Origin of the sequence: Flavobacterium sp. LC2016-13 (genome assembly GCF_009707955.1) — a bacterium.
Taxonomy (GTDB): domain Bacteria; phylum Bacteroidota; class Bacteroidia; order Flavobacteriales; family Flavobacteriaceae; genus Flavobacterium.
This window is the reverse complement of the sequence record NZ_WMDQ01000006.1, coordinates 127,621-143,331: the sequence shown is the minus strand read 5'-3', so window position 1 is coordinate 143,331 and position 15,711 is coordinate 127,621. Positions and strand designations below refer to the sequence as shown.

At 34.6% G+C, this 15,711-nt stretch carries 18 protein-coding genes; 15 read left to right on the top strand and 3 right to left on the bottom strand.

Going from position 1 to position 15,711, the window contains the following annotated elements:
* Positions 1-12: 12 nt before the first annotated feature.
* The 3 genes from GKZ86_RS14025 to GKZ86_RS14015 form a co-directional block, all read right to left on the bottom strand.
* Positions 13-1,464, bottom strand: a complete 1,452-nt coding sequence (locus tag GKZ86_RS14025) for a SusD/RagB family nutrient-binding outer membrane lipoprotein (RefSeq protein ID WP_154783709.1) — start codon at positions 1,462-1,464, stop codon at positions 13-15.
* A gap of 11 nt (positions 1,465-1,475) precedes the next feature.
* Positions 1,476-4,721 carry a SusC/RagA family TonB-linked outer membrane protein gene (locus tag GKZ86_RS14020; RefSeq protein WP_154783708.1) on the bottom strand — a complete coding sequence of 1,082 codons (3,246 nt, stop codon included), beginning with the start codon at positions 4,719-4,721 and terminating at the stop codon, positions 1,476-1,478.
* An 84-nt stretch (positions 4,722-4,805) separates the two neighbouring features.
* A complete protein-coding gene (locus GKZ86_RS14015) occupies positions 4,806-6,569 on the bottom strand; it encodes a ShlB/FhaC/HecB family hemolysin secretion/activation protein (protein WP_228526590.1) in 1,764 nt (587 codons plus the stop codon).
* Positions 6,570-6,692: 123 nt separating this feature from the next.
* Here GKZ86_RS14015 and rpsL point away from each other — a divergent pair, with 123 nt between their 5' ends.
* From rpsL to rplN, 15 genes are all read left to right on the top strand, one after another.
* Positions 6,693-7,076: a 30S ribosomal protein S12 gene (gene rpsL, locus GKZ86_RS14010; protein WP_007136570.1), complete on the top strand. Its 384-nt coding sequence runs from the start codon at positions 6,693-6,695 to the stop codon at positions 7,074-7,076.
* Between the two features lie 118 nt (positions 7,077-7,194).
* Positions 7,195-7,671, top strand: coding sequence for a 30S ribosomal protein S7 (gene rpsG / locus GKZ86_RS14005; protein WP_007803600.1), 477 nt, complete (start codon positions 7,195-7,197; stop codon positions 7,669-7,671).
* Between the two features lie 10 nt (positions 7,672-7,681).
* A complete protein-coding gene (gene fusA / locus GKZ86_RS14000) occupies positions 7,682-9,838 on the top strand; it encodes an elongation factor G (protein WP_029272048.1) in 2,157 nt (718 codons plus the stop codon).
* An 11-nt stretch (positions 9,839-9,849) separates the two neighbouring features.
* Complete coding sequence (gene rpsJ, locus GKZ86_RS13995) at positions 9,850-10,155, top strand: 30S ribosomal protein S10 (protein ID WP_007803605.1); 306 nt, start codon at positions 9,850-9,852, stop codon at positions 10,153-10,155.
* A 405-nt stretch (positions 10,156-10,560) separates the two neighbouring features.
* On the top strand, positions 10,561-11,178 hold the full coding sequence (gene rplC, locus GKZ86_RS13990; protein WP_007803612.1) for a 50S ribosomal protein L3: 618 nt from the start codon (positions 10,561-10,563) through the stop codon (positions 11,176-11,178).
* Entirely contained in the window at positions 11,178-11,807 is a 630-nt protein-coding gene (gene rplD, locus GKZ86_RS13985; RefSeq protein WP_042565876.1) for a 50S ribosomal protein L4, read from the top strand. The genes rplC and rplD overlap by 1 nt, the downstream gene beginning before the upstream one ends.
* Before the next feature lie 7 nt (positions 11,808-11,814).
* Entirely contained in the window at positions 11,815-12,105 is a 291-nt protein-coding gene (rplW, locus tag GKZ86_RS13980) for a 50S ribosomal protein L23 (protein ID WP_017495018.1), read from the top strand.
* Between the two features lie 9 nt (positions 12,106-12,114).
* Positions 12,115-12,939: a 50S ribosomal protein L2 gene (rplB, locus tag GKZ86_RS13975; RefSeq protein WP_007803623.1), complete on the top strand. Its 825-nt coding sequence runs from the start codon at positions 12,115-12,117 to the stop codon at positions 12,937-12,939.
* A gap of 6 nt (positions 12,940-12,945) precedes the next feature.
* Complete coding sequence (gene rpsS, locus GKZ86_RS13970) at positions 12,946-13,224, top strand: 30S ribosomal protein S19 (protein ID WP_007803626.1); 279 nt, start codon at positions 12,946-12,948, stop codon at positions 13,222-13,224.
* A gap of 6 nt (positions 13,225-13,230) precedes the next feature.
* A complete protein-coding gene (rplV, locus tag GKZ86_RS13965; RefSeq protein WP_007803631.1) occupies positions 13,231-13,644 on the top strand; it encodes a 50S ribosomal protein L22 in 414 nt (137 codons plus the stop codon).
* Between the two features lie 5 nt (positions 13,645-13,649).
* Entirely contained in the window at positions 13,650-14,411 is a 762-nt protein-coding gene (gene rpsC, locus GKZ86_RS13960) for a 30S ribosomal protein S3 (protein WP_007803635.1), read from the top strand.
* Between the two features lie 19 nt (positions 14,412-14,430).
* Complete coding sequence (rplP, locus tag GKZ86_RS13955) at positions 14,431-14,856, top strand: 50S ribosomal protein L16 (RefSeq protein WP_007803637.1); 426 nt, start codon at positions 14,431-14,433, stop codon at positions 14,854-14,856.
* Positions 14,857-14,869: 13 nt separating this feature from the next.
* Entirely contained in the window at positions 14,870-15,061 is a 192-nt protein-coding gene (gene rpmC, locus GKZ86_RS13950; protein ID WP_007803639.1) for a 50S ribosomal protein L29, read from the top strand.
* A gap of 17 nt (positions 15,062-15,078) precedes the next feature.
* Positions 15,079-15,339: a 30S ribosomal protein S17 gene (rpsQ, locus tag GKZ86_RS13945; RefSeq protein ID WP_007803646.1), complete on the top strand. Its 261-nt coding sequence runs from the start codon at positions 15,079-15,081 to the stop codon at positions 15,337-15,339.
* Positions 15,340-15,341: 2 nt separating this feature from the next.
* Positions 15,342-15,710 (top strand): 50S ribosomal protein L14, encoded by a 369-nt coding sequence (gene rplN / locus GKZ86_RS13940; RefSeq protein WP_007803649.1) that lies wholly within the window; start codon positions 15,342-15,344, stop codon positions 15,708-15,710.
* The last annotated feature ends 1 nt before the right edge of the window (position 15,711 follow it).

Below are 15,711 nucleotides of genomic sequence, written 5' to 3'. Positions count from 1 at the left end.
TTTGAGAATAAATTAGAATTTATCCCAGAATAATTTTGTTGTCAATAAATCTCCACCGATAGCATCCGAAGCTGCTTTCCAGTTTGTAGAATTAGCTTGTTGCTCAAGAACAGGATATGCCATTCTTACTGGAACTTTACCACCAGCATTAGTAATAGCTGTTGAAGGAGCTAATAAAACAGGGAAGTCTAATCTTCTCCAAAAGTTCCAACCAGTTAAAGCTTGATTGAACATGGCTACCCACGCTTGCTCCCCAATTGATTTTTTCCAATTAGCTGCATCATAAGGGTTTGCTGCTAGGTAAGTAGTAGCTTCTACAGTTGTACCACCCCATTCTGTGATAGAGGCAGTAACAGCTGTGTTATATGCTGCTGCTGCTGCTGCTGTATTCCAACGAGCATTTGCCTCAGCAATATAAAAAGCAACTTCAGTGTAGTTTAAGATTATACCAGGAGTAGTAGTTGTATAAGCAAATGAACCGATATTAGAAAAATCTCCAGGTTCACCACCTTGACCAATAACTTGACCAGTATAACCACCACCTTCTACTTCATCAAAATAGTGACCGATTCGTGGATCATTTGTTGCATTCATGTAATCAACTAGTGTTTTACCTGCAAAAAAGTCATCTCTACCACTAGCTGCTAGATTTTCATACAAAGGACTGTAGTTTGGAGATGCTGATAAATATTGAAATTGGGCATTATCAGCTGGAGATGTCATTACTCCGGCAGTGATAGCTGCTGTTGCTGTTGTTTGTGCTAAGCCTGGATTTGAATCAGCTATTCCAATTGCAAGTTTTAATTTTAAAGAGTTAGCAAATATACGCCATTTTGAAGCGTCACCATGATAATATTTATCACCATCACTAAAAGTGTCAAAATCATGATCTTCATCGACATCTACTAAATTTGGAACGGCAGCATCGATTCTTGCAATTAAATCTTGATAAATAGTAGCGCCATCATCATATTTAGGCAAAGGAAAAGCAGTAACGTCACCAGCTTGAGTGTAAGGAATGTTACCAAAAGTGTCTACTAAACGCTGGTAAGTAAAAACTTCTAAAATTTCAATTATAGCTAATTGATTTTTTTTATTAGTTGGCCAGTTTGCTAATTCAGTAGCAGTTGGTGCATACGCATTAATTATCTCTTTAGCTTTACCTAGGTTCTTTAATACATTTACATAATTATCTGAGTAAATTTGGTTAGAAACATTTCGGTTTGTAAAGTCATAATTACTTTCATTTACATACGTTGTTTCTTGCCAATATTGCATTGTTAGCCTAAAGTTATTTTCATTTACACTTGGAGTATTTAAGTAATCACTTAATTCTTTTTCAGCATAATTAATTAGCGACCCTGGCACAGTGGTATATGCACTGTTAGGATCTGTATTTACATCCTCATTAACACAAGCTGTCATCGACAGACCAATTGTTAATATTGCTATTATTTTTTTCATTTTCATTTTTTTTAAAAATTAACTTTGACATTAAAAGAAATATTTCTTGTTGTCGGCATAGGTCCTGATTGGTATCCTTGTGTGTTACCTGATGACAATCCAGCTTCTGGGTCTGAATATGGTAAGCTTTTATCAATGATCCAAAGATTATTACCTATTAAGCTAAATGAAGCTCCTTTTATAGATTTTCCTAAGATGCTTTCAGGAAGATTATATGTAAATACAACTTCTCTTAATTTTACAAATCCTGCATCGTAAACAAATGCAGCAGCAGGAGGATCTGTACCTAGAACCTGGCTAGATTGAGATCTGTCTAATCTTGTAGTGTTTGTTACATATTGTGGTTGACCGTTTCCTGGAGTATATGCAGGATTTGCCATAACACCTTGTAAAATTTCACCACCACCATTAGCTAAAGTATTTCTAATTGGATTTCCTAAATCATTGTTTCCAACTGAATTAGCGTAAATACCTGTTCCGTATCCATAATATTGATCAAGTGAGAAAACACTTCCACCTTTTTTAACATCAATTAAGAAGCTGAAAGAAAGATTTTTGTAAGTGAATTTATTATTGATACCACCTGCCCAATCAGCTTGATATGTACCTAGTTTATTATCTGTAGTAGTAGAAACTACATAAGCACCATTGTCTCCGATAATTCTGTTTCCAGCATTATCTAATACATAAGTTGTTCCCCAGATTTGACCATAGTCCTGATTAAGAGGAGCGTTAATACTAATACCACCTTGAAGAGAGTTAATATTGATGTTTTCGATACCCGGAGCCAATTTAGTAACTTTTGTATTAGGATTAGACCAGTTTACATTTACATCCCATGCAAAGTTTGCCGTTTTAAACGGTGTAAGGTTTAATGTAACCTCAAATCCTTTTGTTGTTAATGTACCCGCATTGATAGTGTTAAATGCTGATCCAGTAGAAGTTGATACCGGTAATGGTAAAATTTGATCGTAAGCTTTGTTTTGGAACCAAGCTACATCAAATCCAATTCGGTTGTTAGCAAATTGCATGTTTAAACCTAATTCGACGTTGTCTAATTGTTGAGGCTTTAAGTTTGCATTTTTTGCAGTAGTATTGTAAGAATAAACTGGAGTTCCGAATGGAGTTCTAGCAGTATAAGTATTTTCTAGTTGATTAGGATCTGTGTCAGAACCCACCTGAGCGTAAGCTGCTCTAAATTTACCAAAATTGATAAATTCAACATCTTTTAACCAGTTTGAGAAAACAACACTTCCAGAAACTGCAGAATACCAGTAAGCATTATTGTCTTGAGGCAAAGCAGATGATTGATCTCTTCTAACAGAACCTTCAAGATAGTAAGTTCCTTTATATCCTAAAGTAGCTTGTCCGAATAAACCAAGAACCTCTTTTCTTGTATCAATGATTCTAGGCAAAGCTGGAGCTGAAACAGAGTTAGAGATAGTATACAATCCTGGGATGTATAAACCTCCAGATGTCATTTGTTGATTAATAAATCTGCTTTGCGCATTATAGTTAGTTCCAAGTACAACGGTAAGATTTAATTCCTCTGCTAAATCTTTCTTGTAAGTTGCCAAGAAATCATAATTTTGTTCACTAAAATCATAAAGATCTAGAGCGTAACCAGATGGTTGAGCAGGTAGATTTGCAAGGTTTGAATTCGATCCAAGAGTTGCAGGAACAGACCCTTGAGCTATTCTATCCTCAGTTCTCATAGTAAATCCATCAGTCCCCATTCTACCTGTAAAACTAAGTTCTTTAGATACATCGTAAGTTATACTTGCATTAGCAGCAAATCTTCTTCTGCTATCAGTGTTATAATTCTCGTTTCTTCCGAAATAAGGATTATCCCAATACTGAGGTGCTATGTCTGCAGCGCTTGTCATATTCCAAGAATAGTTTTGGTGGCTCATGTTATAGAAAGCTTCTTGATCTTTAAGATCAACGTTAGTTGCCCACCATTGTCTGAAGCCTGCAATTTGATTTCCTCCGTAACCAGTAGTATTTCTGTTACGTGTGTTTTGAGCAACATAAGTCGCATTAAATGTAGAGCTTAATTTGTCGTTAAACTTGTAAGTAGCCGAAGCATTGAAGTTGTTCTTGCTTAATAAAGAATTTGGAAGAATATCGGTACTATTTGTGTTAGCATAAGTCAATCTGTAAGTAGCTTTATCTGTACCACCACTTAAAGCTATATTATTTACTGTCGATACTCCAGTATCGAAAAACTCAATTGGTCCATTTTTTGCAGCGACCCATGGAGTAGCTTTACCGTAATTAGCAGAACCAGGTATGAATGCATCATATTGATAAACTAAAGAACCATCAAATTTTGGACCATAAGAAGCATCATGTCCGGTTATTGATCTCGGTTGTCCATTATAAGTTGAAAATCTTTGCCCAAGATATCCTTGACCATATTCAGTTTGGTATTCAGGGAAAGTTTTTTTGTCTACAGTAGACATAGTGTAAGAAGATGAAAATTCTACAGCCATGTCATTTCTTGCTTTACCTTTTTTAGTTGTAATGATGATCGCCCCATTTTGTGCTCTTGATCCGTAAAGAGCTGTTGCTGCAGCACCTTTTAATACGTTGATCTCTGCGATATTATTTGGGTTGATATCAGATGCAGCATTTCCGTAATCGTATCCGCCTCTACCGCTTTTTTGATCAGCACTGTTTACGTTGTTGTTTAGAATTGGCACTCCATCTACAACAAATAAAGCTTGGTTGTCTCCTAAAAGTGATTTGAAACCTCTAAGAACTACGTTTGTAGATCCACCAAAGTTTGTACCATTAGTAACACTAAGACCAGCAACCTTTCCTGATAAGTTATTTACAAAGTTTCCTGTAGGAACTGTTGCTACTTGTTCTGCTGATACTGATTGAGCAGAGTAACCAAGAGATTTTTTCTCTCTTTTAATACCTAAAGCAGTTGTTACTACAACACCTTCAAGTTCTTGTGCATCTCCAACCAATTTTACATTGATAGAAGATGAACTTGCAGCTACTTCTTGAGTTTTCATCCCAATGTAGCTAAATACCAAAATTTGGCTTGTTGATGCTTTGATAGAGAATTTACCATCAAAATCAGATTGTGTTCCAGATTTTGTTCCTTTTACTAATACACTTACACCTGGTAAAGGCATACCTGCATTATCAGTAACAATTCCTGAAACAGCTCTTTCTTGCGCAAAAGTTAGTTGCGCCACTAGTACTAATAAAAGCACTAAGAATCCATTGAACTTTAGTTTCATTTTTAAATATTTTGAATTAGTATCGCAAAACTCTTAATAATTTGTTAACTATCCTAATAAATAAAAATCTTTTTTTGGTAAATACTAAAATTTAACATTATAACATATGTTTATGATAGTGTTATATAATTGTAACTCATTAATTTTTTCGCCTCCATTAGTAAGTGTAATTTTTAATAAACCATTTGTAGTCTGAATTCCTGTTCCAAAGCCAATTCCTGTTAATTTTTTAATTTCATTTTGGTTTGAATTACTTGTCAAGTCTTGATATAGGCCATAATCAACAATGGAATTTATGTATAAGTTTTTTGAGACTATATATCTGTATTCTGTAAGAATTAAAGCGCTGAAATTTGCTTGCAAACTATTTTCTAAAAATCCCCGAATTGAATTCATTCCGCCAAACCTGAATAATTCGTTGGAAATGTAGTTTTTACTGTTAAGATAAAAATTTTGTGAATTTATGTTAATGAAATTCTTGTTATTTAGCTCAAAGTTATAAGATAAATTTAGGGTTGTATAAAATTGTTTGCTCGATTCTGCTGTTTCCGGGTTATTGTTAGTGTTTCTTTTTCCGTAACCGACTATAATATTTAATGATGCTTTTTTGGGAAATAAGATTTCAGTATTATCGGTTTTTTTATATTCAAAAGAAGTTGTCAAATATGAGTTTTTATAATCACTAATAGTTAAACTGTTTGTGTTTTGAATGTCGCTTGATTCTGTAGACTGATATCCGAGATAAATTCGGGAATTGTAATTTAGGAAATAACCAAGATCTATTGCAGTTTTGGTGTTTTGAAAAGTACTGTCTTGTTTGAATATATTTAGTTGTGCTTTTATCCCAAGTGGGCAGTTGAAAATATATGGAATTTCTAATTTTGTATTAAAAGTTTTTTGTTGGTTTCCATCACTTTTCCAGTACAATGAAAATTGCTCTCCCGCATGAAGTGTATTTTGTAATGTTATATCTAAATACCCGTTAAGAATTAATTTTTTATTTTCATCGTTCGAAAATCCAATATAACCGTCAAATGTGTTTGCTTTTCTTTTTTGGATATAGGTGTAAATTTTAGTTGAATCTTTAGTAAATAATATTTCAGGATATTTTGTCTGACTTATAAATTCAAAGTTATTGATTTCGTTATATAATTCTTTTACGGTTTCTTGGTTAAAAATTTTATTGATATATTTTTTATTGAGTTGTTTTAAATGTCTTTTTGGAAAAATATTTTTAGTATTGCTATCTGTATAATTTAGAATAATGGAATTAAGGTTGCGTTTTTTTTCGGATTTAAAATTTAAGTCTGCATAAATTATCAAATTCTTTCTTCGAATATTTTCTAGTTTTATTTTAGTAAGTGCGTAACCTGCATTTTCAGCGTTACGTGTTTTTTCATTAAGATAGTTTTCTACTTGGTTGTATGGTAATATTATGCTGTCTTTTTTTGTTTTTTCTGATTCAAAAAAAACATTATTTATACCTATATATATATGTATCTTTTTTATTGGTTTTTTTAGCTCTATGATTGAGGTAAAGGTGCTGTCATTTATTTTATTGGTTTCTAGTATTTTGTTGTCTAAATATCCTTTTTTTGAAAGCTTTTCAGATGTAATTTTGAGTTCGTCAAAAAGAGATTTAATATTTGAATGTTTTGTTGAATAGTTTAAGGAATCTATGATTTGGTTTTCAATTTTGGATGTCCCGTTTATCTTTAAATGAAAACTTTGAGCATAACTGAAAATGCTTATTAGGAAAAAAATGAGTATATGTAGTAATTGTTTCAAGGGCAATTGTTTCTTTATATTATAGTATTGCAAATATCCATTGTTTGTTTCTAAAATCATAAGGATAAATAATGTTATTGAAAATTAATGAATTAACGTTTGTATAGTGAAAAATATTTTATACATTTGCAACCCCGTAAAAAGCGGGAATTTAATATACATAATAAATTTTTAGTATTAATTATGCCAACAATTCAACAATTAGTAAGAACAGGAAGAACTCAGATCACTAAGAAGAGTAAATCGGTTGCTTTAGATTCTTGTCCTCAAAGAAGAGGGGTTTGTACGCGTGTTTACACTACTACACCAAAAAAACCAAACTCTGCAATGCGTAAAGTTGCGCGTGTACGTTTGACAAATGGTAATGAAGTGAATGCTTACATCCCTGGAGAAGGACACAATCTACAAGAGCACTCGATAGTATTAGTGCGAGGTGGAAGGGTAAAAGATTTACCAGGTGTTAGATATCATATCGTTCGTGGAGCGCTTGACACGTCAGGAGTTGCAGGAAGAACGCAAAGAAGATCTAAGTACGGTGCTAAACGCCCAAAAGAAGCAAAAAAGTAATTTAAAACGTTTAAGAGTTGGAGGTTAGGAGTTGAGAGTTAGAGAATAAGCGAAAGCAATAAATCTTTGACACATAACATTTAACGGATAACCTATAACTTTTTATTAAAAAAAAGACATGAGAAAAAGAGCGGCAAAGAAAAGACCACTTTTACCAGATCCTAGGTTTAACGATCAATTGGTAACACGTTTTGTGAACAACTTAATGTGGGATGGTAAGAAATCTACAGCTTTCAAAGTATTTTATGATGCGATTGACATCATTGAGTCTAAAAAGCAAGATTCAGAAAAATCTTCATTAGAAATTTGGAAAGATGCTTTAACAAACGTTATGCCTCACGTAGAAGTACGTAGTCGTAGAGTAGGTGGAGCTACATTTCAAATTCCAATGCAAATTAGACCAGACAGAAAAATTTCTATGGCAATGAAGTGGTTAATACTTTATTCTAGAAGAAGAAATGAAAAATCTATGGCACAACGTTTGGCATCAGAATGTTTAGCTGCTGCTAAAGAAGAAGGTGCTGCGGTTAAGAAAAGAATGGATACTCACAAGATGGCAGAAGCTAATAAAGCTTTCTCTCACTTTAGATTTTAATTCGTAAGAAATGGCTAGAGATTTAAAATATACAAGAAATATCGGAATTGCTGCTCACATTGATGCTGGTAAAACAACAACAACTGAGCGTATCCTTTTTTATACTGGAAAGTCACACAAAATTGGTGAAGTACACGATGGTGCTGCAACAATGGACTGGATGGCTCAAGAGCAAGAAAGAGGTATTACAATTACTTCAGCTGCAACAACTTGTGAATGGAATTTTCCAACTGAGCAAGGAAAAATTTTGCCTGAATCATTGCCTTACCACTTTAATATCATTGATACTCCTGGGCACGTTGACTTTACTGTAGAGGTAAACCGTTCTTTGCGTGTACTTGATGGTTTAGTTTTCTTGTTTAGTGCTGTTGATGGTGTTGAGCCTCAATCAGAAACAAACTGGAGACTTGCTGATCAATACAGAGTTCCACGTATGGGATTCGTAAATAAAATGGATCGTCAAGGATCTAACTTTTTGGCAGTTTGTCAACAAGTTCGTGATATGTTAAAATCAAATGCTGTTGCAATCACTTTGCCAATTGGTGAAGAAAATGATTTCAAAGGTGTTGTAGATTTAGTAAAAAACCAAGCTATCATTTGGCATGATGCAACTCAAGGGGCAACTTTTGATATTGTTGAAATTCCTGCTGACATGGTTGCTGAAGTTAAAGAATACAGATCTATTCTTATCGAAGCAGTTGCTGACTACGATGAAAATCTTTTAGAGAAATTCATGGAAGATGAAAACTCTATTACAGAGGAAGAAATCAACAACGCTTTAAGAGCTGCTACTATGGATATGGCTATCATTCCGATGATTGCTGGTTCTTCTTTCAAAAACAAAGGAGTTCAATTCATGTTAGATGCAGTTTGTAAATATTTACCTTCTCCAATGGATAAGGAAGGTATCGAAGGAATTCATCCTGATGATGCTGAATTATTAGAAGAAGATCAAACTAAAATCTTGCGTAAACCAGACGTAAAAGAGCCGTTCGCTGCTTTGGCATTTAAAATTGCTACTGACCCATTCGTAGGTCGTTTAGCTTTCTTCCGTGCTTATTCTGGACGTTTAGATGCTGGTTCTTATGTTTTGAACACTCGTTCAGGAAGTAAAGAAAGAATTTCTCGTATTTACCAAATGCACGCTAACAAACAAAATCCAATCGAATATATTGAGGCTGGAGATATTGGAGCTGCTGTTGGATTTAAAGATATCAAAACTGGAGATACATTGTGTGATGAAAAACACCCAATTATTCTTGAGTCTATGAAATTTCCTGCTCCGGTAATTGGTATTGCAATTGAGCCTAAAACTAAAGCTGACGTTGATAAAATGGGTATGGCTTTGGCTAAATTAGCTGAAGAAGATCCAACATTTACTGTTAGAACAGATGAGGCTTCAGGGCAAACTATTATCTCGGGTATGGGTGAGCTTCACTTAGATATCTTGGTTGATCGTATGAAACGTGAATTCAAAGTTGAAGTAAACCAAGGTGAGCCTCAAGTTGAATACAAAGAAGCGTTTACAAGAACTGCAACGCATAGAGAAACTTACAAGAAACAATCAGGGGGTCGTGGTAAATTCGGTGATATCGTATTTACACTTGAACCAGCTGATGAAGTTGATGGTAAAGTTCCAGTTGGATTGCAGTTTATTAATGCAGTAAAAGGTGGTAACGTTCCTAAAGAGTATATTCCATCTGTAGAAAAAGGTTTCCGTGAAGCTATGAAAACTGGTCCTTTAGCTGGTTATCAAGTGGATAGTTTGAAAGTAACTTTAACAGACGGATCTTTCCACCCTGTCGATTCTGATGCTCTTTCTTTTGAATTAGCTGCTAGAATGGGTTATAGAGAAGTAGCTAAAGCTGCTGGTGCGATTATTTTGGAGCCAATCATGAAAATGGAAGTTATTACTCCTGAGGAAAACATGGGAGATATCGTTGGTGATATCAACCGTCGTAGAGGTCAGGTTAATGACATGGGTGACAGAAACGGTGCTAAAACTATTAAAGCTGATGTGCCTTTATCAGAAATGTTTGGATATGTAACAACATTAAGAACATTATCTTCTGGTAGAGCAACTTCAACAATGGAGTTTTCTCACTATGCAGAAACACCTTCTAATATTTCAGAAGCTGTAATTAAAAAAGCAAAAGGTAACGCCTAATTTTTAAGAAAATGAGTCAAAAAATCAGAATAAAACTAAAATCTTACGATCACATGTTGGTGGATAAATCTGCTGAAAAGATCGTAAAAACAGTAAAAACTACTGGAGCAGTTGTAACAGGTCCAATTCCGTTACCAACTCACAAAAAACTTTTCACTGTGTTGCGTTCTCCGCACGTTAACAAAAAAGCGAGAGAGCAATTTGAAGTAATGTCATACAAGAGATTGATTGATATTTATTCATCTTCATCTAAAACTATTGATGCATTAATGAAACTTGAATTGCCAAGTGGAGTTGAAGTAGAGATAAAAGTATAATTTTTTTTTATTATATTTTACATATAAAAAGCGAGATAGAAATGTCTCGCTTTTTTTGTGGATAAAAGTTTTGAGGTGTATTTTTTTTAAGATATTTTTTTTGAAAAATTATTTCGGTTTTGCTTGAAATGTCTTTTATTTAGGGTGTTGCGAGAATTTTTTAGTTGATGAGTTAGGTAATTGTTAAGTTAAATAAGGTTGTGAGTTAAGATAGTGAAATTTCATTTTTTCGATAAATTAAATATTGAAAGGAGAGGGAATGATGCTTTGATTTTGATTATGAGACATTTAATTTTTCTAACTGTTTGGTATATTCAATTTTAATGTATACTTTTGCACTCCCTGTTTGGAAATTTCTGTTATTTTCAAATTGAAGGGAATTTTAGTAATTAATAATTAATATTTATGTCTGGGTTAATTGGTAAAAAAATCGGCATGACTAGTATTTTCGACGAAAACGGGAAAAACATTCCTTGTACAGTAATCGAAGCTGGGCCGTGTGTTGTTACCCAAGTCAGAACCAAAGGTGTTGACGGGTACGAAGCGTTGCAACTTGGTTTCGATGACAAAAACGAGAAACATTCCACTAAAGCGGCTTTAGGTCACTTTAAAAAAGCTGGAACTGTTGCTAAGAAAAAAGTCGTTGAATTTCAAGATTTTGCAACTGAACAAAAATTAGGGGATCTTATTGATGTTTCTATTTTTGCTGAAGGAGAATTTGTAGATGTACAAGGTGTGTCTAAAGGTAAAGGTTTTCAAGGGGTTGTTAAACGTCACGGATTTGGTGGAGTTGGACAAGCAACTCACGGTCAACACAACCGTTTAAGAGCGCCAGGTTCTGTGGGAGCTTCTTCATATCCATCTAGAGTATTCAAAGGAATGCGTATGGCTGGAAGAATGGGAGGAGACAATGTAAAAGTTCAAAACCTTAGAGTTTTAAAAGTAGTTGCTGAAAAGAATCTACTTGTTATTAAAGGATGTGTTCCTGGACATAAAAACTCTTATGTAATCATTCAGAAGTAATGGAAGTAAAAGTATTAGATTTCAACGGAAAAGATACTGGAAGAAAAGTTCAACTTTCTGATTCAGTATTCGCAATTGAACCAAATAATCACGCTGTATACCTTGATGTTAAGCAATATCTTGCTAATCAAAGACAAGGTACTCACAAAGCTAAAGAAAGAGCTGAAGTGACTGGAAGTACGCGTAAGATTAAAAAACAAAAAGGAACTGGTACAGCTCGTGCGGGAAGTATCAAAAATCCATTGTTTAAAGGTGGAGGAACAATTTTCGGACCAAGACCAAGAAGTTATTCATTTAAATTGAATAAAAGCTTGAAAAGATTGGCAAGAAAATCAGCTTTCTCAATCAAAGCAAAAGAGTCAAATATTATCGTTCTTGAGGACTTTAGTTTTGAAACTCCAAACACTAAAAATTTCATTAACGTTTTGAAAGCTTTAGGGTTAGATAATAAAAAATCTCTATTTGTGTTGGGAGAGTCAAATAAAAATGTATATTTGTCGTCACGCAATTTAAAGGCTTCTAATGTCGTAACTAGCTCAGAATTAAGCACTTACGCTATTTTAAACACTAATAATTTAGTGCTTTTAGAAGGTTCTTTGGAGTTAATCGAAGAAAATTTAAGCAAATAATAGGAATATGAGCATCATAATTAGACCTATAGTAACAGAAAAAGTAACCAAAGAAAGTGAAGTTTTAAACCGCTTCGGATTCGTTGTTGACAAAAAAGCAAACAAAGTTCAAATTAAGAAAGCTGTTGAAGCTGCTTATGGAGTAACTATCGTTTCAGTTAACACGATGAACGTAAGACCGGATAGAACTACAAAATACACTAAAAGTGGTTTAATCAGTGGAAAGACAAATGCAATTAAGAAAGCAATTGTTCAAGTACAAGAAGGAGAAACAATTGATTTTTACAACAATATCTAAGATAGAAAAATGTCAGTAAGAAAATTAAAACCTATTACCCCAGGTCAGCGATTTAGAGTTGTGAATGGTTATGACGCCATTACAACTGATAAGCCGGAACGCTCTTTGATAGCGCCGATAAAAAACTCTGGAGGTAGAAATAGTCAAGGAAAGATGACCATGCGTTATACGGGTGGTGGTCACAAGCAGAGATATCGTATTATTGATTTCAAAAGAACTAAAGACGGAATTCCGGCTACTGTGAAATCAATCGAATACGATCCAAATCGTACTGCATTTATCGCTTTGTTAGCTTATGCTGATGGAGAGAAAACTTATGTAATTGCTCAAAATGGATTGAAAGTTGGTCAGAAATTAGTTTCTGGTCCAGAATCTCAACCTGAAATTGGTAATACATTGCCTTTAAGCAGAATTCCTTTAGGAACTGTTATCTCTTGTATTGAGTTACGTCCAGGTCAAGGAGCAGTAATTGCTCGTTCAGCTGGTACATTTGCTCAATTAATGGCAAGAGATGGAAAATATGCTACAATTAAAATGCCATCAGGTGAAACAAGATTAATCTTGTTAACTTGTTCAGCTACAATTGGAGCTGTTTCTAATTCAGACCACCAATTAGTTGTATCAGGAAAAGCTGGTAGAACAAGATGGTTAGGAAGAAGACCTAGAACAAGACCTGTTGCAATGAACCCTGTTGATCACCCAATGGGTGGTGGAGAAGGACGTTCTTCTGGTGGACATCCACGTTCAAGAAATGGAATACCAGCAAAAGGTTATAGAACTCGTTCTAAGAAAAACCCGAGTAACAAGTATATCGTAGAACGTAGAAAGAAATAATAAGATATGGCACGTTCATTAAAAAAAGGACCTTTCGTTCATTATAAGTTAGACAAGAAAGTTCAGGAAAACATTGAAAATGGAAATAAAGGAGTAGTAAAGACTTGGTCTAGAGCTTCTATGATTACTCCAGACTTTGTTGGACAAACAATCGCAGTTCATAACGGTCGTCAATTTGTACCAGTTTACGTAACAGAAAACATGGTAGGTCACAAATTAGGAGAGTTTTCACCAACTAGATCTTTTAGAGGTCATGCTGGAGCAAAAAATAAAGGTAAAAAATAAGAAGCAATGGGAGTTCGTAAAAGAGAAACAGCAGATGCGAGAAAAGAGGCTAATAAGTCTATTGCTTTCGCAAAATTGAATAACTGCCCTACTTCACCTAGAAAAATGCGCTTAGTAGCGGACTTGGTAAGAGGTCAGAAGGTAGAAAGAGCACTTAACATCTTAAGATTCAGTTCTAAAGAAGCTTCAAGAAAATTAGAAAAACTATTATTATCTGCAATCAATAACTGGGAGCAAAAAAATAGTGAAGGTAATTTAGAAGAAGCTGGATTATTTGTTAAAGAGATCAGAGTAGATGGTGGAATGATGTTGAAAAGACTTCGTCCAGCTCCACAAGGTCGTGCACACAGAATAAGAAAACGTTCTAATCACGTAACAATCGTGCTTGGAGCTATCAATAACACACAAAGCAATTCTTAAGCAGCATGGGACAAAAGACAAATCCAATTGGAAATAGACTTGGTATCATCAGAGGGTGGGACTCAAACTGGTATGGTGGAAATGATTACGGTGATAAACTTGCCGAAGATCACAAAATCAGAAAGTATATCCACGCTCGTTTATCAAAAGCTAGTGTATCAAAAGTAATCATCGAGAGAACTTTAAAGCTTGTAACCGTTACTATCACTACTGCTAGACCTGGTATCATTATCGGAAAAGGTGGACAAGAGGTAGACAAGTTAAAAGAAGAACTTAAGAAAGTTACTGACAAAGAGGTTCAAATCAACATCTTTGAAATTAAAAGACCTGAATTAGATGCTTATCTTGTGGCGACAAGCATCGCTCGTCAAATCGAAAGCCGTATTTCTTACAGACGTGCAATCAAAATGGCTATTGCTGCTTCTATGCGTATGAACGCTGAAGGTATCAAGGTTTTGATTTCTGGTCGTTTGAATGGTGCAGAGATGGCGCGTTCAGAAGGTTTCAAAGAAGGTAGAATTCCTCTATCAACTTTCAGAGCTGATATTGATTATGCTTTGGCTGAAGCTCACACTACTTATGGTAGAATGGGTATCAAAGTATGGATCATGAAAGGTGAAGTTTATGGAAAGAGAGATCTTTCTCCACTTGCAGGAATGGATAAAAAACAATCTGGAACTGGTGGTGGTAAAGGTGGAGATTCTCCAAGAGGAGATAGAAAACCCTTTAATAAAGGTGGTAAACCAGACGCTCGTAAAAGAAAGTAAATTTTTAAACTAAAGAAAAATGTTACAGCCTAAAAGAACAAAATACCGTAAGGTACAAAAGGGTAAAATGAAAGGTAACTCTCAAAGAGGGCATGAACTTTCTAATGGAATGTTTGGTATTAAATCTGTACATGAAGATGGAATGTTCTTAACTTCTCGTCAAATCGAAGCTGCACGTATTGCTGCAACTCGTTTCATGAAGAGAGAAGGACAATTATGGATCAAAATATTTCCAGACAAACCAATTACTAAGAAGCCTCTTGAGGTACGTATGGGTAAAGGTAAAGGTGCCGTTGAATATTGGGCTGCCGTTGTTAAACCCGGAAGAATTATGTTTGAAGTTGGAGGAGTTCCTTTATCAGTTGCAAAAGAGGCGTTACGTCTTGCAGCTCAAAAGCTTCCAGTAAAAACTAAATTCGTCGTTGCTAGAGATTTCGAAGCATAATTAAATTTATATTATGAAACAATCAGAAATAAAAGATCTTTCTGCAGCGGAGTTGCAAGAAAAACTTAGTCAAACTAAGAAAATATATGCTGACCTAAAAATGGCTCACGCTATTTCTCCAATTGAGAACCCGCTTCAAATTAGAAGTGTAAGAAGAACAGTTGCAAGATTGGCTACAGAGTTAACTAAAAGAGAGTTACAATAATTGTATTCTGCTGAAAGATGGAAGAAAAAAGAAATTTAAGAAAAGAAAGAATAGGTGTTGTTACTTCAAATAAAATGGATAAATCTATTGTTATTGCTGAAGTAAGAAAAGTAAAACACCCATTATACGGTAAGTTCGTGTTGAAAACAAAGAAATACGTTGCACACGACGAAACAAACGACTGTAACATTGGAGATACTGTAAGAATTAGCGAAACGCGTCCTTTAAGTAAAACAAAATGTTGGAGATTAGTTGAAATCTTAGAAAGAGCTAAATAATTATGGTACAACAGGAATCAAGACTAAAAGTAGCAGATAACACGGGAGCAAAAGAAGTTTTAACTATCCGTGTTTTAGGAGGTACCAAAAGAAGGTATGCCTCTGTTGGTGACAAGATTGTAGTATCTATTAAAGATGCAACTCCTAACGGTAACGTTAAAAAAGGAGCTGTTTCAACTGCAGTTGTTGTACGTACCAAAAAAGAAGTGAGAAGAGCTGATGGTTCTTATATCCGTTTCGATGATAATGCATGTGTTCTTTTGAACGCTGCAGGGGAAATGAGAGGGACTCGTGTTTTTGGTCCGGTAGCAAGAGAACTTCGTGAAAAACAATTCATGAAAATTGTATCATTAGCACCAGAAGTGCTTTAAT